Origin of the sequence: Cupriavidus basilensis (assembly GCF_000832305.1) — a bacterium.
Lineage (GTDB): Bacteria > Pseudomonadota > Gammaproteobacteria > Burkholderiales > Burkholderiaceae > Cupriavidus > Cupriavidus basilensis_F.
In genome coordinates this window covers 3,826,684-3,845,744 of record NZ_CP010536.1, presented here as the reverse complement: position 1 = coordinate 3,845,744, position 19,061 = coordinate 3,826,684, and the positions used below count along the sequence as shown (strand labels likewise).

The following is a 19,061-nucleotide window of genomic DNA, read 5'->3' as shown; positions in this document are numbered from 1 at the left end:
CGCCGCGTGACGTGGCATCGCGCCACTTTACCTCAGCTTACATACGGTAGATGAAGGACAGCATCGCGGTGCGGCCGGTGCCGGGCACCGAGCGTCCGCCGTCCGACTGGATCAGCGCATCGTAGTACTTCTTGTCGAACACGTTGAACAGGTTCAGGCGCACGTCGTACTTCGGCTGATGGTAGGCAATCATGCCGTCCCAGCGCACGTAGCCACCCACCTGCACGGTGTTGGTGTTGTTGGCGTAGCGCTGCGACATATAGAAGGCGCCGCCGCCCACTTCCCAGTCCTGCAACACGCGGTAGCTGGTCCATGCCGTCGCGGTGTGCTTGGGCGTATTGGTCGGGACCATGCCTTGGGTGCCGGCGGCGATGCCGTTGACGATCTCGCCGTCCAGGTAGGTGTATCCCGCGAAGACTTGCCACTTGCTGGTGATGCGGCCGGTCGCGCCGGCGCGGAAGCCGCGCACGCGGATCTTGCCGGCCAGCGAGTACGTGGTGGCGTCGATCTGGCTGCGGGCGTTGTCCTTGGTGATCTGGAACAGCGCCGAGTTCAGCGACAGGTCGCCGCCCAGCAGGTCCCACTTGCCGCCCACTTCATAGGACTTGTTCTTTTCCGGGTCCAGGTTCTGCTGGCCCACGGTGCCCACCAGCTGCTCCAGCGACGGGTTGAACGACGTGCCATACGACAGGTAGTAGGACTGCGCCTCGGTCGGCTGCCAGATGCCGCCCACGCGCACGCTGGTGAAGTTGACCGTCTGGCTGGCGCTGGGCAACACGGTGCTGCCCAGCGTATTGGACGAGTTGATGGAATTGGTGATGCTGGCAATGTACTTGTCGTAGCGCAGTCCGCCCACCAGCTTCCATTGCTTGCTGAACTCCACCGAGTCGTTGATGTAGGCCGCCAGCGTGTTGGCCGCCGCGCCCTGGCGGTTGCCGGTCGCGCTCGGCGCGGTGGCCGGCGAGTTGCTGTAGGTCGGGTTGACGACCGGCTCGCACGCCGCGTAGCCGCTGATGCCGGCCGCCGCGGTGGGGGTGGCGGCGGAGTTCAGCGGCACGCCGTTGCAGGTGCCGTTGCGGTAGTAGTTCTGGTTGTCATAGCCATCGTGGCCGATTTCGGCGCCCACCAGCACGGTGTGCTTGACCGGGCCGGTGTCGAACTTGGCGGTCAGCTCGGTCTGGTTGAAGATCGAGTAGTCGCGGATATGGCGGTCGTGGCTTTGCTGGCGCACGAACAGCGCATCCAGCGGCAGCGTGGTGGTGGTCAGCGGGGTGAAGCCCTTGGCGCTGACCGTGCCGACGGCGTTCGGCGCGGTTTCGCGCGCGTTGGTGTTGACGTAGTTGAACTGGGTCTGGTTGCGCAGGCGCAGGTTGGGCGAGAACTTGTGATCAACGGTGGCGCCCAGCGCGGCCACGTCCTGGATGGTGCGGTCGTCGTTGAAGCCATAGGCCGTCTTTCGGTCGACGTTGACCGGGTGTCCGTTGATGGCCGGCAGGCCGTAGTCGGGCTGGTCCTCGTTATGCTGCAGCAGCGCCGACAGCGTGATTTCGGTGGGGGTGCCGATGCCCAGGCGCCACGACGGCGCCAGGCCGAAGTCCTTCACCTTGGTCTGGTCGCGCGTACTAGCCGAGCCGTCCTGGGCCATTGCCGCGATCCGGAAGGCCGAGGTCTCGCCCGTGGGCGTGTTGTAGTCCGCGGTGGCGCGCACCAGGCCGTTGGTGGTGACCGAGCCGGTGACTTCGGTGGCAGCCTTGAGCGACGGCTTCTTGGTGACCTGGTTGATCACCCCCCCGGTGGAGCCACGCCCGAACAGCATCGATGAGGGGCCCATCAGTACTTCCACCGAATCCAGCGCGAAGACGTCGCGATAGTACTGGCCGCGATCACGGAAGCCATCCAGGTAGATGTCGGTGCGCGCGGAGAAACCGTTGAGGTTGATGTTGTTGCCGATCTGGCCACCCTCGGCGCCGCCGATGGTGATGCCCGGCACATTGCGCAGCGCATCCGCCAGCGAGGTGCCGCCCTGCGCGTCGATCAGCGCCTTGTTGACCACCGTGACCGATTGCGGGATGTCGCGCAGTTCCGCGGGCAGCTTGCTGATTGCGTTCTTTACCGCGTTGTAGTCGTCGTTGACGCTGCTGCCTTGCACCACCACCTCATGCAGCGTCGTCGTGGGCTGCGTCGCGGGGGCCGTGGCGGCCGTCTGGGCCAGGGCGGCAACGGGCGTGGCGAACAGCGCGAGCAGGGCAGTCGCGATCGGCGTGCGGCGATTCATGTCGTTTCTCGGTTCCGGTGCGGCCGCGGGCACGAGCCGGCCGACAGCGGCAAGAAGGTGCGCGCCTGGATCGGTTCGGCCAACGGCGGAAGACAATGGTGGTTGGGCGAGCCGGAATATAAATGCGAATGATTTGCGTTGCAATTCGCGTTGTCTTTTTATCACAGACATTGTGATGCCATTTCTAATGTTCTAATCTAGAAATATTTGTTGGCATTCGTGAATTCTGTTGCGCATATTTCCCGTTAAAAGATGCGTATTAGACACATTTATAAAATGAAACGGGCCCGTACGTAACGAGCCCGATACAGACATTCACCGCCCTTGTCGTCGGGACGGCCGAAAATATTTCTTATTCCGCCGTCATGTTGGCGTTCTTTGCGATACGGCCAAGGCGCTCGCGCTCCGACTTGATGAAGGCAATGAAGCTCTCCTGCGTGCCGCCGGCGGGTTCGATGCCGTTCGGAATCAGGCGGTCGCGCGTTTCCTGCGTCTGCATGGCGGCGCTCATTTCGGCGTTCATCTTCTTGAGGATGGCGGGGTCGGTGCCCTTGGGTGCGAACACGCCTGCCCAGTGGCCGATGCGCACGTCCGGCATGCCCTGCTCGGCCGTGGTCGCGATGTTCGGCGCCGCGCTCATGCGCTTGTCCCAGGTGGCGCCCAGCGCCTTGAGCTTGCCGGCCTTGATGTTGGGCAGCACTACCACGCTGGCCTCGGAGGTCGCGGTGACCTGGTTGCCGATCACCGCGGTGATGCTCTCGGAGCCGCTCTTGTAGGGCACCACGGTCAGCACCGCGCCTTTCTCCTTGAGCATCTCTTCGACAAAGTGCGGCGTGCTGCCACTGCCGGCGGTGGCGAAGTTGGCGCCCGAAGCCTGTTTCTTGGAATACTCGACCAGTTCCTTCAGGTTGTTCACCGGCAGGGACGGCGAGACCACGATCACGGATGGGCTCACGGCGACCAGCGAGACCGGCACCAGGTCGTCGGCCGCGTAGGGCATCTTGGCGCGGATCAGGCTGTTGGTGACCGTGCCTACGGCGCCGATCAGGAAGGTGTAGCCATCCGGCTTGGCCTTGGCCACGTAGTCCGCACCCACCACGCCGCCAGCGCCCGGGCGGTTCTCGATCATCACGGTCTGGCCCAGGCGCTTGCCAACCGCGTCGGCGGCGGCGCGCGCCACCAGGTCATTGGCGCCGCCGGCGGTAAATGGCACGACGAACTTGATCACGTGGGTCGGCCAGGCATCGGCAGCCTGCGCGGGCATGGCGAAGGCGGCGGTGAACAGGGCGGGAACGGCGAGGGCCAGCGCGCGGCTGGTGGCGGGGATACGCATGGTTGTCTCCATTGGCTGTTTTGGGTGCACGGGTGCATGGGGGCACAGGTGCTAGGTGCTCGGATGCTGCTGCGACGGATCATAACCAGCGAACCTGTCAATTCGCTGAACCCGCATGCGCTCCGTTACTGGCTTTCCGCGCTCTGCTGTGCCAGCCAGTTGCGGAACGTGCGCGCTGCCGCGGCCTCCGCGCGGTCTTGCGGCCACACCGCGTAGTAGCCACCGCCCAGGCTCGCGCTCGCCTCGCAGGCGCGCACCAGCAGCCCTTCCTGCAGGCAGCGGTCGATCATGTGACGCCATGCCAGGACGATGCCCTGGCCTTCAATGGCGAGCTGCAGCAGGATCGGATACTGGTTGGCCACCAGTTTGTGCGGTGGCCGCGCGTCCGCCAGCCCGTTGTGCGCCAGCCAGGTCTGCCACGACATCCATTGGCGCTGCCCGTCTTCCAGCATCAGCAAGGTCTCGCCGGGGAGGTCCGCTGGCGCCAGCCGGCGGCCGGCCAGGTAGCGCGGCGCGCAGACGGGAAACACGTCCTCGTCGTAAAGCCGGCGCGATGCCAGTCCCGCCGGCGGCCCCTCGCGCAGGTAATACATGCCCACGTCGAACTCGGCGGGCGAGAGCGAGGCCAGGCTGTCGTTGACCAGCAGGCGCAGGTGGATGTCGGGGTGCGCGGTGCGAAAGGCCGCCAGCCTGGGCGTGAGCCAGAGCACCGCCACGCCGCAGGAGCAGGCCACCGTCAGCTCGGCATGGCCCTTGCGCTTCATCACATCCTCGGTCGCTTCGGCGCAGGCCGACAGCAGGCGCTGCACCTCTTCGGCATAAGCCTGGCCGCTTACCGTCAGGCGCAGTGCGCGCGGCTCGCGGATGAAGAGCTTCTTGCCGAGGAAGTGTTCGAGCTGCGCCACCTGGCGGCTGATGGCGCTCTGCGTCAGGTGAAGTTCGCTGGCGGCGCGGGTGAAGCTGCCATGCCGCATGGCCGACTCGAAGGCGACCAGGCAGGGCAGGGGCGGAAGGGGGGAGATGCGCATGGCGGCGAATGGAACGGTTTAGCCGTCATGATAGTCCGCGGGCACTGTCCGCCCGCGTTTGCCTCGTTTGCCGCGTTTGACTTCAGCCCGGCTGGCGATGCAGCCTGCCCGCCTGCATCACCATCGCCAGGTGCTTGCCCTGGCCGCCGAGCAGGCCGATGTCGGCCAGCGGGTTGCCATCGACCGCGATCAGGTCGGCCAGCGCGCCGGCGCGCACGGTGCCGAGCTCGCCTTCGCGCTGCAGGATCGCGGCGGCGATCGAAGTGGCGCTGCGGATCGCCTCCAGGTTGCCGAGCAGCTCTGCGCGGATGCGGAACTCTTCCGACTGGTCCTGGTGCATCTCTCCCAGCAGGTCGGAGCCAAAGCCCATCGGCACGCCGGCGTCCGCATAGATGGCGAGGGAGTCGCGGCCGGCCTGGCGCACGGTTTCGATCTTGGCCACCGATTCCGCCGGCAAGCCCAGGCGCGCGCCGTCGCGCGCGAGCGCATCGTAGGTGACCAGGGTAGGCACCACGAACGCGCCATGCTCGCGCATCACGCGCGCGGCGGCGCGGTCGACCAGGTTGCCGTGCTCGATGGTGCGCACGCCGCAGCGCACCGCGCGCGCGATGGCGCGGCCTGTATAGGCGTGCGCCATCACATACGTCTGGGCCGCTTCGGCCTCGGCCACGATGGCGCGGATCTCGTCTTCACTGTATTGCGTGTTGCCGATCGGGTCGGTGGGCGACGCCACGCCGCCGGATGCCATGATCTTGATCTGCGTGGCGCCCTTCTGGATCTCTTCGCGCACCGCCAGGCGCACCGCATCCACACCATCGGCCACACGGGCGATGGCGCCGGCACGGAAGGCGCACGAGCATGGCTCCAGCACATCGGCGCGCGCTCGGAAGTCGCCGTGCCCGCCGGTTTGCGACAGTGCTTTGCCCGACGGGAAGATGCGCGGGCCCGGCACCAGGCCGGTTTCGATGGCCTGCGACAGGCCCCAGTCGGCGCCGCCCGCATCGCGCACGGTGGTGAAGCCGCGCTCGAGCATGGCTTTCATGATCGGTACGGCGCGCAACGCCACCAGTACATTAGGCTGCACCGCATTCAGGCCGAGGTTGGCCAGCGACGCCAGCACGTGCACGTGACAGTCGATCAGTCCGGGCATCACGGTCTTGCCGCAGAGGTCGATCACCTGCGCGCTGGGCGCGTGGATCGGCGTAGCCGAAACGTCGGCGATGCGCTCGCCTTCGATCAGCACATCGTGGCGTTGCAGAAGGCTGCCATGGGCAGGGTCGAGGACGTTGCCGCCCTTGAGTAGGATCTGTTTCATGCGCGGGACGGTCATTAGACGGGTTGAGTGGCTCGGGTAGCCTGCGCCGGGCGCAGGTAGGCGGGCTCGCGCACCAGGCGTGTGCCAGCCAGGCTGATGGCGGCGGCGAACATCACGTAGAACGCAGGCGCCATGGCGCTGCCCGTGCTGGCGATCAGCCAGGTGATGATGAACGACGCGAAGCCGCCGAAGATGGTGACCGCCAGGTTGTAGGCCACCGACAATCCGGTCGACAGCACCTTGGCCGGGAAGAGCTCGGAGAACGCCGCCAGGATCGGGCCGGTGTAGGTGGCGATCAAGATACCGAACACCAGTTGGAAGACCACCAGCGAAGCCAGCCCCGGGGCCTGGTTGATGTAGGCGAACATCGGGTAAGCCAGCACCAGGATCAGCAGCGCGGAACCCGATAGCAGCACGCGGCGCCCGATGCGATCGGCCAGCAGCCCGACCAGCGGCGAACACACCATGATCGCCAGGCCGCCCACCATGCCGGCGATGAAGCCAGTCGACTGCGGCACATGGAGCACTTTGACCGAGTACGTCGGCATATAGAACAGCAACACATAGGTGCAGACAGTCCACAAGATCACCATCGAGAAACTGGCCGCGGTCTGGCGCGGGTAGTCGCGCAGCACTTCGGTCAGCGGCGAGTCCGACTTGTCGGTGGCATCGCGGAAGGTCGGCGTCTCGTCGAGGTGATGGCGGATGTAGTAGCCCACCGGCCCGATCACGATCCCGAGCAGGAATGGCAGGCGCCAGCCCCAGCTATTGAGCGCCTCGGTGCTCAGCGCGGAGGTGACGAAGGTACCGACCGCGGCGCCCAGCAGCACGGCCACGCCGATGCTCGCCTGGATCCAGCTGGAGTAGTAGGCGCGGCGCTCCACCGGTGCGTACTCGGTCAGGAAGGCGGTGGCGCCGCCCATTTCGCCGCCGGCGGAGAAGCCCTGTAGCAGCCGTGCCACCACGATCAGCAGTGGTGCGACGACACCGATCTGACCATAGGTGGGCGCCAGGCCGATCATGGTGGTGCCCAGCGCCATCAGCAGGATGGTCAGCGACAGCGCTGCCTTGCGGCCTACGCGGTCGGCGTATACCCCGAGGATGATGCCGCCGACCGGCCGCATGAAGAATCCCACGCCAAACGTGGCAACCGCGAGCAGCAGTGAAGACAGGTCGTTGCCGGTGGGAAAGAAGAGCTTCGCGATGATGACGGCGAAGAAGCTATAGACGGTGAAGTCGAACCACTCGAGACCGTTGCCGATCACGGTGGCGACGATGGCGTGGCGGCGTTGCGCGCCGCTGACGCTTGGTGGCTTCGATGGCGCTTCTGGGTGGGCGCTTGCGTGCATGACATCCTCCTGGGTTGGCGGGCCCGGTGCGCGCACCGCGTCGATGCCGGGTCGGCGTGGCAGCGCCGCCCGGTGCGGTCGGGGATCCATCGGCGCACGGCAGGTAGTCCGATGGTAGGAGCAGCGCCGCCGTGCCGAAAACGAATTCTGCGCATGTCGTCATGCGGGCAGCGCATGGCAGGCGACGGGCCGCAAGCCGCGCAAGGGAGCGCGGGCGGCATGGGTGGGGCGTGCGGGGGAGGATGTGGCGGAGGTGGCGCGGCGGCGATGCGCGCAGGCAAGCTGGCGATGATGCCGGTGCCGTCGGTGGCACCGGCATCGCCAGTCGTGGCAGGCTAGCGTTCGCGCTCCCAGGTCTGGGTGCGGCCCAGCAGGCTGATGCCGATGAAGCCGCGCACGTTGAGTTTCTTTCCATCGTCCGCCAGCGACATCTTGGTCTTGTAGAGCTTGCCGCTTTCGGGGTCGAGGATCTCGCCGCCGCTCCACTCGTTGTCGCCGGTCTTGCGCAGGCCGGTGATGATGGTCATCCCCATGATGGGCTGGTCGCGGCGCGCGTCGGTGCACTTGTCGCACACCTTGATCTTGCCGTCGTTCTCGGTAAAGCTCTTGACCAGCTTGCCGCTATAGACGCCGTTCTGTTCGCTGATCTCCACCAGGCCGCGCGGCTTGCCGGTGGCGTCGTCGATGGTCTTCCATGCGCCGGTGGGGGTGGCCTGGGCCAGCGCAGCGGCGCTACCCAGCAACGCGCCGGCGAGCACGGCGGTGCGTGCCGCGACGGCGGCGGCGCGTGCGACGCAGCGGGGGGCAGTAAAGTGCATCGGGATCTCCTCTTCGAGTTGGTGCGCGCCATGATGCCAGCACAGGGCCAACCCGGCGGCGCGCGTACGCCAATCTACTGGCGATGCGCTCGTGCTGCAATCGCCAGCCCGCCTTTGCATACGCACCAAAGCCCCCCCGGCATCTGCCGCAGACCGGCCTGGCGTCTGGAAGCAGGCGGATTTTGTCATGCAGCAAATTGTCCGCTGCCCGGCACTCGAAGCAATCCTCTAGCGGTACGTTTCAAGCAGGGGCGCCACGGCGCGCTTGCTGCCGCAGGGGTGCCGGCGCGTGCGGCCATCCACGCTCGCGTTCCTTGCGCGCACCGGCGACCTGCTCCATTCGCAGTAGTCCATTTGGATGGTGCGCGAGCCGATGCCTCGCCACGCGAACTGCTGGCCTGGTCGACGCGCGAAGTCATCCGCTGTCGGATGCATGCCGACACCGCCGTGAGATCACCGGCGAGATCATCGGCGAGATCACCAGCGACAGCACCTGCGAAGCGAGATTCGGAAGGGTGTCTCACGTGTCAATGACGCTCGCGCGATGCGCGTGCGAGATGGTGATCCACATCGTTCGAGCATCGTTGGAGAGCGCGCGTCGCGGTGACGATTCTCAAACCGTTGCGTCGGCGCATCACTGCGCGCGCTGCGCGTGAGCGTGCATGCCGAGTTGAGGCGACGCGCACTGTGCGCGCCGCGCGCTGCGTTGCGGATGCGCGTCTTCGCGGTAGCGCTGCCGATGTCCTCGCAGCGCTCGATCGCATCCGGGCATCACGCGTCCCAGCGCTCGCGCAACGCGTGCCGACGGTTGTTGCGCAGAACTTTTCTGCTTCCCTAAAAGCCTTTGTGCATGCGGGTTTCCGGCTTTACACAATGAGCGGGAATCGGCATTGCCAAAAGGCATGGGAGTCGCGCCCGCTGCGATGCGCGCGCCGAAAATCCGGAGCACGCCAGCGACGTCTTCACGCTCGCGCGATGCCGTGTCGAAGGGGCATCGCGCATGCTCGAGAGCAGCGTCGCGAGGGTGCGAGAGACGCGATGAGAGCGCAGCGCGCGCAAGCAAAGACGAGGTCAGCGCGGCGCAACGACGAAGACGATGAAGTTGTCATGCTCGCACGCAAGTTTTTTTGCACTTTTTTCTTAACATCGCCCAACAAACGAATTATGATTCGCCTTGACAAGAGTCTCACTTCATTGCATGGCTGCATGGTAGGCAAGACAGCAAGATGCAACGATGAGGTTGGACGTGATGCGCAACGATGAGCGCCACCCACTTCGATGCAATGAAACAGGTAGCTCAGGAGCACTAGAACTTTGACGCAGACCAAGCCGTACTGGTTTTCTAAAACGCGTGCAGTCTCCTTTGGCCCAGTAACGGGATGGGCGAACTACCCCCGAAAAAATGCCGTACGTGGTGTGCGTGGCTTGGCCCGCATCACGGATATGCCGGCCGATATCTCTCTTTTCATGTCGCGCGCCGATCCGGCGGATGGCGCGGGCAGATCGAATATTCCAGGGCGCGGCAAGCGTCAGAAGCCCGGCTGCGGGCTCCGCTTGGCCACATTCGCACCGCGCGCCGCGGTGCCCCTGCCACCGAATTCATTAGCGTGCGGCCACAACGCGCGCCGTGCGCCGATGAATCGCTCGCTCGATTGGGGTCGCATTGCTGTATCGCGCCTCGGGTCGGTCGGGTCGCCAACTTAGGTCATTCGATATTCACTCTCTAGTGAAGGAGTTATCCATGGCAACGACTGCAAAGAAGAAACCGGCGGCTAAGAAGGTCGCCGCCAAGCCGGCCGCCAAGAAGGCAGCCGCCCCGGCCAAGAAAGCCGCTGTGAAGAAGGTCGCCGCCAAGAAGGCAGCACCGGCCAAGAAAGCTGCACCGGCCAAGAAGGCTGCAGTGAAGAAGGTCGCCGCCAAGAAGGTCGTAGCGAAGAAGGCAGCCGCACCGGCGAAGAAGGCCGCAGCCAAGAAGGTTGTAGCCAAGAAGGCCGCACCGGCCAAGAAAGCTGCTGCCAAGAAGGTTGTAGCGAAGAAGGCCGCACCGGCCAAGAAGGTCGCCGCCAAGAAGGCCGCACCGGCCAAGAAGGCTGCACCGGCTGCCAAGAAGGCCGCGCCCGCCAAGAAGGCTGCTGCTGCCAAGAAGGCCGCACCGGCCAAGAAGGCGCCTGCTGCCAAGAAGGCACCGGCCAAGAAGGCTGCTGCCAAGAAGGCCGCGCCTGCCAAGCCTGCCGCTGCACCTGCTGTTGCACCCGCTGCAGCTGCCAAGACCGCGCTGAACCCGGCTGCGGCATGGCCTTTCCCCACGGGCACCCGTCCGTAAGCGTGCCGGCAACGGCTACCGCCGGGAAATGCCAAGGCACGCAGGGCGTGCCGCACTGACCGGATACCGCGTATCCGGTCGGCAAGACGCTAGTCTTGCCGACCCGCCGATGGTGCAAGCCCGGCGGGTTTTTTCATGGGCGATCGAAAAACGGCAAGCGCGGAGCGGGGCGCGGGACATGAGAACCCGGCCCGGCAACGCCGCAAAGAAAAAGCGCTGCTCCGGTGAGGGAGGCAGCGCTTTGCGGGGATCGCATGCGGCGTGTGCAGGGCGGTCCCGCAGACCGCTCCAGAACGTGCCAGGAGCCATCGAACGGTGGGGTGGCAACCTCTTGGTTGCGCCCCCGCTGCGCGGCCACCCAGGGCCGCCCTATGCCGTCCCGCGTACTGCTTTTAGAGGCCATTTCAAAAAGATTCTGGCATCGTTGCGCGGCCTTGCCGTACCAGTTGTACTGTCTGCGGCCGCGCGCCTAGCCAGAACCGCTTCGCTTCATTTTGAAACAGCCTCTTAGTGCGTGACGCGGGTCGTGCCGCCCGAGGATAGCAAGCGCACGCGCTCGCCCGGACGGAAGGCTTCGTCGGCGTCCTGGACGATGGCGCGCATATCGCCGTTGTCCAGGCGCACGGTGATTTCCAGGCCACGGCGCTGGCTGATCTTGTTCTCGGCCATGCTGCCAGCGATGCCGCCGAGCACGGCGCCCAGCACGCCGGCCGCCACCGAGCCGCCGCCGCTGCCGATGGTGCTGCCCGCGGCGATGCCGCCGATGGCGCCACCGGCGATGGTGCCGGCGCCGGTCTGGTCGCCCTGGATCAGTATCTCGCGAACCGTCTCGACCACGCCGTAGCGCAAGGTCTGCTCGCGCTGCGCCTGGCCCGGCGTATAGATGCTGGCGGAATTCGACTGCGCAGCGCAGCCAGCCACCAGGGTGGCTGCGGCGGCGAGCGCGATGGCGCTGGTGCGAAACAGGGTGTGCATAGGATCAATCCCGAAAAAGGTGTTACTCGTAGCGGTAGCCAAAAGCGGACTGGAAGCGTTCACCGATTTCGTCGCGCGACGGCTTATGGTTCTGCGGACCCTGGTGCGCGATCTTGATGGAGCCCATCAGGCTGGCAAGCCGGCCCGTTGTTTCCCAGTCGAAGCCCTGTTCGATGCCATAAAGCAGGCCGCCGCGGAAGGCATCGCCGCAGCCCGTCGGATCGACGACGCGATCCGCTTTCACGGAGGCGATATTGTACTTCTGCTTGTCGGCGAAGACGGTGGCGCCCTTTTCGCCGTGAGTCACGATGAACGCCTTGACCTGCGCGGCGACTTCATCGCTGGTCCAGCCGGTACGCGACAGCAGAACCTGGGCTTCATAGTCATTGACCGTCACGTAGCTGGCGAGTTCAACGAACTGGCGCAGATCGTCGCCGTTGAACAGCGGCATGGCCTGGCCCAGGTCGAAGATGAACGGCACGCCGGCGTCGGCGAACTGGCGCGCGTGGTGCAGCATGCCTTCGCGGCTGTCGGGGGCGACGATGCCCAGGCCCGGCGCGTTGCTGCCGCCAAGCGCGTCCTGTACCTGCGAGAGCTGCGACTGGTTCATCGCGCCGGGGTGGAACGCCGTGATCTGGTTGTTCTCCAGATCGGTCGTGATCATTGCTTGCGCCGTGAAGGTGTCGGGCAGGGTGCGGATGTGCTCGGTGCTGATATCGAGCGCGCGCAGGTGTTGCAGGTAGGGCTCGGCGTCCACGCCGACGGTGGCCATGACCAGCGGGTCGCCGCCAAGCAGCTTCAGCGTGTAGGCGATATTGCCGGCGCAGCCGCCGAACTCGCGGCGCATGGACGGGACCAGGAAGGACACGTTCAGCATGTGGATCTGGTCGGGCAGGATATGTTCGCGGAAATGTCCCTCGAACGTCATGATGGTGTCGTAGGCAACGGAGCCACAGATCAGGCTGGACATGCTCTCTCCAATTCTCGTAATGCGGGCTGACGGGGCCACCGGGTCATGCCGGTGCCCCTGAATGCAAAAACGGCCACCCGTTTTGCCGGGTGGCCGAGCCTGGCAGGTGGCGCGCTTACTTCAGTGCGGCCAGTGCGGCGTCGTAGTTCGGCTCGTTCTTGATTTCCGAGACCAGTTCGCTGTACTTCACGGTGTCGTTCTCATCGAGCACCACCACGGCGCGCGCGGTCACGCCGGCCAGCGGGCCGGTCTTGATGTCCACGCCGTAGTTGCCCTTGAAGTCGGCGCCGCGCATCAGCGACAGCGGCACCACGTTGGCCAGGCCTTCAGCGGTGCAGAAGCGGCCCATGGCGAACGGCAGGTCGGCCGAGACGGTCAGCACGACGGTGTTGGCCAGGCCGCTGGCGGCTTCGTTGAACTTGCGGGCCGAAGCCTGGCACACCGGGGTGTCCAGGCTGGGGACGATATTGAGCACCTTGCGCTTGCCGGCGAAGTCGGCCAGCGTGACGTCCTTCAGGTCCTTGCCGACCAGCGAGAATGCGGGGGCCTTGTCGCCGGCTTGCGGAAACTTGCCGCCGACTTCGATGGCGTTGCCGCCGAGGGTGACGTTGCTCATATGTGCTCCTGTGTGAAATGCGGGCTCGCAAATCGGGGGCGCTAGGGATTAGCGGCGAGCCCAGATGGAATTCAGGGATAGAAGATCAGCACGCGGTAGTTTGCCGCCGCCTGCTGCGACCGGAATCGTACCCGAACCGGCAGCTCCGTGCCTGCCCGCAGGCCATGCCTGGCAAAGGCCTGCTGCTCGGATTCGAGATAGTCGGCGGGTTGCAGCACACGGCGCAGCAGGAGCTGGTCCTGGAGGTCCGTCATGACCAGTTCGATGGCGGGCAGCGCCACGGTGGCGCGGCCTTGGTTACGCAGCGTCACGGCGAGCAGGTAGGCGTCGGATTCGTCATCCTGCTTTTGCAGCAGCGAGCTCTCGATGCGCAAGGCATCAATGTCGCGCCACGGCGCCACCTCGCAACCCAGCGGCGCGCAGGCCGCCTCGAAGGCGGGCCGCAATACGGGGAAGCGGCCGGACAGCTGGCTGCGCGCCAGGTAGGTGCCTTGCAGCAGTCCCGCGATCACCAGGAACCCGGTTGCCAGCTTTTGCAGCATGCGCTTGCGCCTGGCCGGGCCAGGATCGCGCTCACGCGCGTGGCGCAGGAAGTCGGGCGCGAAGGACGGGGTGGCGGGCGTGTCGCTGCGCATCCACGGCCGCTCGGCCTGTTCGCGTGAGGCCGCTTCGGGAATCTCGGGGAGATCGTCCTGCGCTTCGGCGCGCAGATAGCCGCTTGCGCTCGGGATGGCCGCTGCGTCGGCCTCGGTGTTGGCGGCGGCACGCGTGGCGGATGCTTCGTTCGCCGCTTCCGCCGCTTCCGCCGTGTCGGTGGCGTTTTCCGTATCGGCGATGTCAGCGGTGTGCGTGGCATCGCCGTCGCCTAGCGTGCTGGGGTCGAGTTGCGGCCAGGGTGCTGCTTCTGGCGCGGGGGCGGGTGCTTCGCTTGCCTGCGGTGCGTCCGCCCCCGCCTCTGCCTCTACCTCGGCAGCGGCGCTAAGGCCAGCTTCCTCGCTCTCGACGATGCCGGGTACGAACACCGCGCAAGGCTCGTCCTCGTGAGCGTCGGCGGCGCCGGTTTCCGGCTCCGCCCGATGGTTGCTGGCCTGCACGGCCTCGTCGGCTTCCGCCTGCGTCTGGTACAGCATGACGGTGGGCGCGTCAAGCGCCGGCACGTCATAGCCAGGGTCGTAACCTGGGTCGAAGGGCACGGCGGTGGGGCGGCTGTCGTCGGCGTCGTGTTGGGCAGACGTGTCGAAGTGCGGTGCTTCATGCGGCACGGCGGTGGCTTCGGCCGGGTGCGCTTCCGTGTCCGGTGGCGCCACGGCATGTGCCCGCTTGCGCGGGGCGCGCTGTGCGCGGGCAGCCTTGTGTGTTTCTTCGTGCGCGTGCTCGGCGGGCGCCTCCTGTGCAGGGGGCGTGGCGGGGGCAGGGGCGGCAATGTCTTCCCCCGGCTGCGCGATGGTCCCGGGGCCGGCTGCCGGCTCTGGCGCCGGCAACTCGATCAGGTGCTCGCGTGCATCGAAGACGGTGTCGCACTGGCCGCAGCGGACCAGCCCCTGGCGCAGCCGCAACTGGTCCGCCACCAGCCGAAAGGCAGTGCGACAGGCCGGGCAACGCGTGACGAGCTTGGCTGCGGCCATGGGCTTGGCTCAGCGCTGGGTGCCGGGGCCTTCACCGCGGGTCCCATGCAGGCAGACCCAGCCTTCCTCGCTGCGCCAGACCGACATGGGCAACCAGGGCGCGTAGGCTGCGGCGACTTCGTCGGCCTGCCGCTCCAGCACGCCCGACAGCACCAGCCGGCCGCCGGGGCGAACCCGCGCGCTCAGCATGGCCGCCATCAGCTTCAGCGGGTTGGACAGGATGTTGGCGACGACGAGGTCGTAGCTGGCCTCAGAGACGGTTTCCGGCAGCGCAAAGGTAGCCTCCACGCGATTGCGTTCGGCGTTATAGCGCGAGGCTTCCACCGCGTTGGGGTCGATATCGATGCCGAGCGTGTCGCCGGCGCCCAGCTTGCGCGCCACGATGGCGAGGATGCCCGAGCCACAGCCGTAGTCGAGCACCGTTTCACCCGCCTTGATGTTCTGTTCCAGCCACTGCATGCATAGCCGCGTGGTGGGATGGCTGCCGGTACCGAAGGCCAGGCCCGGGTCCAGCTCCAGCACCACCGCGTCGGGGTCCGGCGCATCGTGCCAGGACGGCACCACCCAGATGCGCTCGCCGATGCGGATCGGCGCGAACTGGGATTGCGTCAGGCGCACCCAGTCCTGGTCTTCGACGGGGCGCAGCTGGTAAGCCGGCACCGGGTCGACGCCCAGCGCATTGGCGGCGGCGGCCACCACCAGCACGGGATCGGCACTGTCGTCAAACAGCGCCACCACGCGTGAGCGGTTCCATGCCAGGCGGGTCGGCTCCATGCCGGGCTCGCCAAACAGCGGCTGCTCGTCGGGCGTATCGGCATCGGCGTCTTCCACCGAGACCGACAGCGCGCCGAGGTCGAACAGCGCATCAGACCAGGCTTCGGCCTGGTCTTGTGCGATTTCGATCACACATTCCTGAAATGCCACAGGCGATCCTTGTCGATCAGTTATGACTGGCCGCGCCGGGGCTTCAGATCTTGCCGCCCTTGGCCACGTTCTTCTGGGCCAGGCGGTGCTCGAGATAGTGGATGCTGGTGCCGCCTTCGACGAAGTTGGCATCGAGCATCAGCTCACGGTGCAGCGGTACGTTGGTCTGGATGCCGTCCACCACCATTTCCGACAGCGCGATCCGCATGCGGGCGATGGCCTGCTCGCGGGTGGCGCCGTAGGTGATGATCTTGCCGATCATCGAATCGTAGTTGGGCGGCACGAAGTAGCCATCATACGCGTGCGAGTCGACCCGCACGCCGGGACCGCCGGGCATGTGCCACGCGGTGATGCGCCCGGGCGACGGCGTGAACTTGAACGGGTCCTCGGCGTTGATGCGGCATTCGATCGAGTGGCCGCGCAGCTGCACGTCCTTCTGGCGCCAGCGCAGCTTCTCGCCAAAGGCGATGCGGATCTGCTCCTGCACGATGTCGATGCCGGTGATCATCTCGGTGACCGGGTGCTCGACCTGCACGCGCGTGTTCATCTCGATGAAGTAGAACTCGTTGTTCTCGTACAGGAATTCGAAGGTGCCGGCGCCACGGTAGCCGATCTTCTTGCAGGCCTCGGCGCAGCGATCGCCGATGCGCTCGATCAGGCGGCGCGGGATGTGCGGCGCAGGTGCTTCTTCGATGACCTTCTGGTGGCGGCGCTGCATCGAGCAGTCGCGCTCGCCCAGCCAGATCGCCTGGCGATGCTGGTCGGCCAGGATCTGGATCTCGACGTGCCGGGGGTTCTCCAGGAATTTCTCCATGTAGACCTCCGGGTTGCCGAAGGCGCGACCGGCTTCCTCGCGCGTCATGTTGACCGCATTGACCAGGGCGGCCTCGGTGTGCACCACGCGCATGCCGCGGCCACCGCCGCCGCCCGCTGCCTTGATGATGACCGGATAGCCCACGGCACGCGCCGTGGCCAGGATCTCCTTGGGGTCGTCGGGCAGGGCGCCTTCGGAACCCGGCACGCACGGCACGCCGGACTTGATCATGGCCTGTTTGGCCGAGACCTTGTCGCCCATCAGCCGAATGCTCTCGGAGGTCGGGCCGATGAAGACGAAACCAGACTTTTCCACGCGTTCGGCGAAGTCGGCGTTTTCCGACAAGAAGCCGTAGCCCGGGTGGATGGCTTGCGCGTCGGTTACCTCGGCGGCCGAGATGATGGCCGGCATGTTGAGGTACGACAGCGGCGAGGGCGCGGGGCCGATACAGACGGCTTCGTCGGCCAGCTTGACGTACTTGGCTTCCTTGTCGGCTTCCGAATACACCACCACAGTCTTGATGCCGAGCTCGCGGCAGGCGCGCTGGATGCGAAGGGCGATTTCACCGCGATTCGCGATCAGAATTTTTTCAAACATAGTCACTCTCTGCGAGGAGAAAGGCGGTCCCACCGCGGCGGATCGTGGCGTCCCCGGCGAGGGCAGCCGGAGTGCGGGCGGGGGTGCTGGCACCGGGACGAGGAACGCCCGGTGGCCGTCGCCACCATGGCTGGCCGGAGAACGCCGGCGCAGGCTGCGGGTGGCGCGGCATGCCGGTCAGTTTCAGCCGATGATGAACAGCGGCTGGCCGTATTCCACCGCCTGGCCATTCTCGACCAGGATTTCCTTGATCACGCCAGCCTTGTCCGACTCGATCTCGTTGAGCAGCTTCATCGCTTCGATGATGCAGACCGTCTGGCCTTCCTTGACGGTATCGCCCACATTGACGAACGACGCGGCGCCCGGCGACGGTGCGCGATAGAAGGTGCCGACCATCGGCGAGGTCACGACATGACCGACCGGCAGTTGCGGCGCGGCCGGCTCGGTACCGGCGACGGGCATCGCGGCCGGCGCGGCGGCCGGGGGCAGTGCCTGCATCGGCTGCATGGCCATCGGCGCGGCGATGACCTGCGGCGGCGCCTTGACGATCCGCACCTTGCCTTCGCCTTCGGTGACTTCCAGCTCGGAGATGCCGGACTCGGCCACCAGGTCGATCAGCGTCTTCAGCTTGCGCAGGTCCATCTTCTATCCTCCTGAATCGGGTTGTCCGGCGGCCACCGCTCTGGTGACTGCGTCCGGGAAAAACTGACGCCTCCGGCGGGCTGCCGTGGTCCGCCGCGAACATGGCGGCGGGGCAGGCGCCGGGGGCGCGGTAACGGTTTAAGAAATCAATATGCGGATCAGGCCTTGGGCAGTGCCTGTTCCAGCTCCTGCCCGAGGGCATAGTCCAGCGCCAGCAGATACCCCTGCCAGCCAAGTCCGCAGATCACGCCGATCGCCACATCGGAGAAGTAAGAGTGATGACGGAAGTTCTCGCGCCGATGCACGTTCGACAAGTGGACTTCCACAAACGGAATCGCCACCCCGGCCAGCGCATCGCGCAGCGCTACGCTGGTATGCGTATAGGCGGCCGGGTTGATGATGATGAAATCCACGCCCTCGTCGCGCGCAGCATGGATACGATCCACCAGCGCGCCCTCATGGTTGGACTGAAACGTAGCCAGGGCGATGCCGGTCTGGCGGGCTCGCTGTGCGAGGGCCAGGTCGATATCGGCTAGTTTCGTGTACCCATAAGTTTCCGGCTCCCGCGTGCCCAGCAAATTCAGGTTCGGTCCGTGCAGGACCAGCACCTTGCGGTAGCGGGGAGAGCGGCGTTCGGGAGGTGTATCGATCACGGCGGCTCGACCATTTCAACGAAATTGCGCGGAGATTACCGTAGCTTAGAGTGATTTGTCTAGCAGCGTAGACATAGGCAGCTTCAAAGCAGGCGAGTTTTCAGGTTCGATTCCGCACTTTCGGGCCGCGGAATCGCGTTTCGATCAAATTGCGTGACGATCGAACAAGATTAGGAGAAATTCGCCCCAAATCAAGAATCTTGTGGCTAGCTACGAGGCAGCGCGACGCGCAGCTCGTCAGGGGAAACCCTGCCCATTTTGCGGTAGCTGACCGTGCCATCTGGCGCAATGATCACTGTATAGGGTAGGCCGCCGGCCGCGTTGCCGAAGTTGCGCGAGAGCTCCGTACCGGCAAAGCCGGCCACGGCCAGTGGGTAGGAGACGGGGATCTTCTTGATGAACTGCTGGATATTGTTGGCGGAATCAATGCCAATGCCGACAAATTCCACCTTTCGCCCCGCGTATTCCTTATGCAACGCGTTCAGGTCGGGCATTTCTTCCACGCAGGGGCCGCACCAGGGTGCCCAGAAGTTCACAACCACCGTTTTTCCACGAAGTTGCGCGAAGTTGATCTGGGTGCCCTCCGGGTCTGGCAGTTGCGTGCGCAGGAACGTCTCGACGGCCTCGTCGGATGCCGGCTTGGGCGAAAACACATAGTGCCCGGCCAGCGCGCCCGCGGCGGCGGCCGCGACGGCAACGGCAAGCCAGACCCAGAGGCGGCTGCGGCGGACAGGTGTGCTGGTGGAAGAGGTCATGGCAGCAAGAAAGATAGCGGCTGATGGAAGAGGTAAGGACCCGGATGGT

The 19,061-nt window shown here is 65.8% G+C and carries 16 protein-coding genes; 1 reads left to right on the top strand and 15 read right to left on the bottom strand.

Features of this window, described 5'->3' with window-relative positions; genetic code table 11:
* Window positions 1-37 precede the first annotated feature (37 nt).
* The 6 genes from RR42_RS17770 to RR42_RS17745 all read right to left on the bottom strand — a co-directional run bounded on the left by RR42_RS17770 (window position 38) and on the right by RR42_RS17745 (window position 8,118).
* Window positions 38-2,275: a TonB-dependent receptor gene (locus tag RR42_RS17770; RefSeq protein WP_043349651.1), complete on the bottom strand. Its 2,238-nt coding sequence runs from the start codon at window positions 2,273-2,275 to the stop codon at window positions 38-40.
* A gap of 352 nt (window positions 2,276-2,627) precedes the next feature.
* Window positions 2,628-3,608 carry a Bug family tripartite tricarboxylate transporter substrate binding protein gene (locus tag RR42_RS17765; protein ID WP_043349648.1) on the bottom strand — a complete coding sequence of 327 codons (981 nt, stop codon included), beginning with the start codon at window positions 3,606-3,608 and terminating at the stop codon, window positions 2,628-2,630.
* 125 nt (window positions 3,609-3,733) lie between these two features.
* Window positions 3,734-4,636 carry a LysR substrate-binding domain-containing protein gene (locus RR42_RS17760; protein ID WP_043349645.1) on the bottom strand — a complete coding sequence of 301 codons (903 nt, stop codon included), beginning with the start codon at window positions 4,634-4,636 and terminating at the stop codon, window positions 3,734-3,736.
* A gap of 82 nt (window positions 4,637-4,718) precedes the next feature.
* Window positions 4,719-5,951, bottom strand: coding sequence for a metal-dependent hydrolase family protein (locus tag RR42_RS17755; RefSeq protein ID WP_043352324.1), 1,233 nt, complete (start codon window positions 5,949-5,951; stop codon window positions 4,719-4,721).
* 14 nt (window positions 5,952-5,965) lie between these two features.
* Entirely contained in the window at window positions 5,966-7,300 is a 1,335-nt protein-coding gene (locus tag RR42_RS17750) for an MFS transporter (RefSeq protein WP_043349641.1), read from the bottom strand.
* Window positions 7,301-7,635: 335 nt separating this feature from the next.
* A complete protein-coding gene (locus RR42_RS17745) occupies window positions 7,636-8,118 on the bottom strand; it encodes a DUF2147 domain-containing protein (protein WP_043349637.1) in 483 nt (160 codons plus the stop codon).
* A gap of 1,741 nt (window positions 8,119-9,859) precedes the next feature.
* On the opposite strand from RR42_RS17745, the gene RR42_RS17730 reads away from it, so the two are divergent.
* Window positions 9,860-10,441 (top strand): histone H1-like DNA-binding protein, encoded by a 582-nt coding sequence (locus RR42_RS17730; RefSeq protein WP_043349628.1) that lies wholly within the window; start codon window positions 9,860-9,862, stop codon window positions 10,439-10,441.
* A 507-nt stretch (window positions 10,442-10,948) separates the two neighbouring features.
* Here RR42_RS17730 and RR42_RS17725 read toward each other — a convergent pair.
* The 9 genes from RR42_RS17725 to RR42_RS17685 all read right to left on the bottom strand — a co-directional run bounded on the left by RR42_RS17725 (window position 10,949) and on the right by RR42_RS17685 (window position 19,012).
* On the bottom strand, window positions 10,949-11,416 hold the full coding sequence (locus RR42_RS17725) for a membrane protein (protein ID WP_043349623.1): 468 nt from the start codon (window positions 11,414-11,416) through the stop codon (window positions 10,949-10,951).
* 22 nt (window positions 11,417-11,438) lie between these two features.
* The gene (locus tag RR42_RS17720; RefSeq protein WP_043349620.1) at window positions 11,439-12,386 is read right to left on the bottom strand and encodes a carbohydrate kinase family protein; all 948 of its coding nucleotides are present in this window, start codon (window positions 12,384-12,386) and stop codon (window positions 11,439-11,441) included.
* 115 nt (window positions 12,387-12,501) lie between these two features.
* Entirely contained in the window at window positions 12,502-13,002 is a 501-nt protein-coding gene (tpx, locus tag RR42_RS17715) for a thiol peroxidase (protein WP_043349617.1), read from the bottom strand.
* A gap of 71 nt (window positions 13,003-13,073) precedes the next feature.
* A complete protein-coding gene (locus RR42_RS17710; protein WP_043349615.1) occupies window positions 13,074-14,627 on the bottom strand; it encodes a DUF3426 domain-containing protein in 1,554 nt (517 codons plus the stop codon).
* A 9-nt stretch (window positions 14,628-14,636) separates the two neighbouring features.
* The gene (gene prmA / locus RR42_RS17705) at window positions 14,637-15,551 is read right to left on the bottom strand and encodes a 50S ribosomal protein L11 methyltransferase (protein ID WP_043349612.1); all 915 of its coding nucleotides are present in this window, start codon (window positions 15,549-15,551) and stop codon (window positions 14,637-14,639) included.
* A gap of 43 nt (window positions 15,552-15,594) precedes the next feature.
* Window positions 15,595-16,962 (bottom strand): acetyl-CoA carboxylase biotin carboxylase subunit, encoded by a 1,368-nt coding sequence (gene accC, locus RR42_RS17700; RefSeq protein WP_043349611.1) that lies wholly within the window; start codon window positions 16,960-16,962, stop codon window positions 15,595-15,597.
* A gap of 183 nt (window positions 16,963-17,145) precedes the next feature.
* Complete coding sequence (gene accB, locus RR42_RS17695; protein WP_043349608.1) at window positions 17,146-17,604, bottom strand: acetyl-CoA carboxylase biotin carboxyl carrier protein; 459 nt, start codon at window positions 17,602-17,604, stop codon at window positions 17,146-17,148.
* Between the two features lie 158 nt (window positions 17,605-17,762).
* Entirely contained in the window at window positions 17,763-18,257 is a 495-nt protein-coding gene (aroQ, locus tag RR42_RS17690; RefSeq protein ID WP_173430691.1) for a type II 3-dehydroquinate dehydratase, read from the bottom strand.
* A 206-nt stretch (window positions 18,258-18,463) separates the two neighbouring features.
* Window positions 18,464-19,012, bottom strand: a complete 549-nt coding sequence (locus RR42_RS17685) for a TlpA family protein disulfide reductase (RefSeq protein WP_043349606.1) — start codon at window positions 19,010-19,012, stop codon at window positions 18,464-18,466.
* Window positions 19,013-19,061: the final 49 nt, after the last annotated feature.

What these genes read in the sequence shown, in the direction of transcription:
- RR42_RS17770 (WP_043349651.1), bottom strand. Translation starts at nt 2,275, where the DNA reads ATGAATCGCCGCACGCCGATCGCGACTGCCCTGCTCGCGCTGTTCGCC.
- RR42_RS17765 (WP_043349648.1), bottom strand. Translation starts at nt 3,608, where the DNA reads ATGCGTATCCCCGCCACCAGCCGCGCGCTGGCCCTCGCCGTTCCCGCC.
- RR42_RS17760 (WP_043349645.1), bottom strand. Translation starts at nt 4,636, where the DNA reads ATGCGCATCTCCCCCCTTCCGCCCCTGCCCTGCCTGGTCGCCTTCGAG.
- RR42_RS17755 (WP_043352324.1), bottom strand. Translation starts at nt 5,951, where the DNA reads ATGAAACAGATCCTACTCAAGGGCGGCAACGTCCTCGACCCTGCCCAT.
- RR42_RS17750 (WP_043349641.1), bottom strand. Translation starts at nt 7,300, where the DNA reads ATGCACGCAAGCGCCCACCCAGAAGCGCCATCGAAGCCACCAAGCGTC.
- RR42_RS17745 (WP_043349637.1), bottom strand. Translation starts at nt 8,118, where the DNA reads ATGCACTTTACTGCCCCCCGCTGCGTCGCACGCGCCGCCGCCGTCGCG.
- RR42_RS17730 (WP_043349628.1), top strand. Translation starts at nt 9,860, where the DNA reads ATGGCAACGACTGCAAAGAAGAAACCGGCGGCTAAGAAGGTCGCCGCC.
- RR42_RS17725 (WP_043349623.1), bottom strand. Translation starts at nt 11,416, where the DNA reads ATGCACACCCTGTTTCGCACCAGCGCCATCGCGCTCGCCGCCGCAGCC.
- RR42_RS17720 (WP_043349620.1), bottom strand. Translation starts at nt 12,386, where the DNA reads ATGTCCAGCCTGATCTGTGGCTCCGTTGCCTACGACACCATCATGACG.
- tpx (WP_043349617.1), bottom strand. Translation starts at nt 13,002, where the DNA reads ATGAGCAACGTCACCCTCGGCGGCAACGCCATCGAAGTCGGCGGCAAG.
- RR42_RS17710 (WP_043349615.1), bottom strand. Translation starts at nt 14,627, where the DNA reads ATGGCCGCAGCCAAGCTCGTCACGCGTTGCCCGGCCTGTCGCACTGCC.
- accC (WP_043349611.1), bottom strand. Translation starts at nt 16,962, where the DNA reads ATGTTTGAAAAAATTCTGATCGCGAATCGCGGTGAAATCGCCCTTCGC.
- accB (WP_043349608.1), bottom strand. Translation starts at nt 17,604, where the DNA reads ATGGACCTGCGCAAGCTGAAGACGCTGATCGACCTGGTGGCCGAGTCC.
- RR42_RS17685 (WP_043349606.1), bottom strand. Translation starts at nt 19,012, where the DNA reads ATGACCTCTTCCACCAGCACACCTGTCCGCCGCAGCCGCCTCTGGGTC.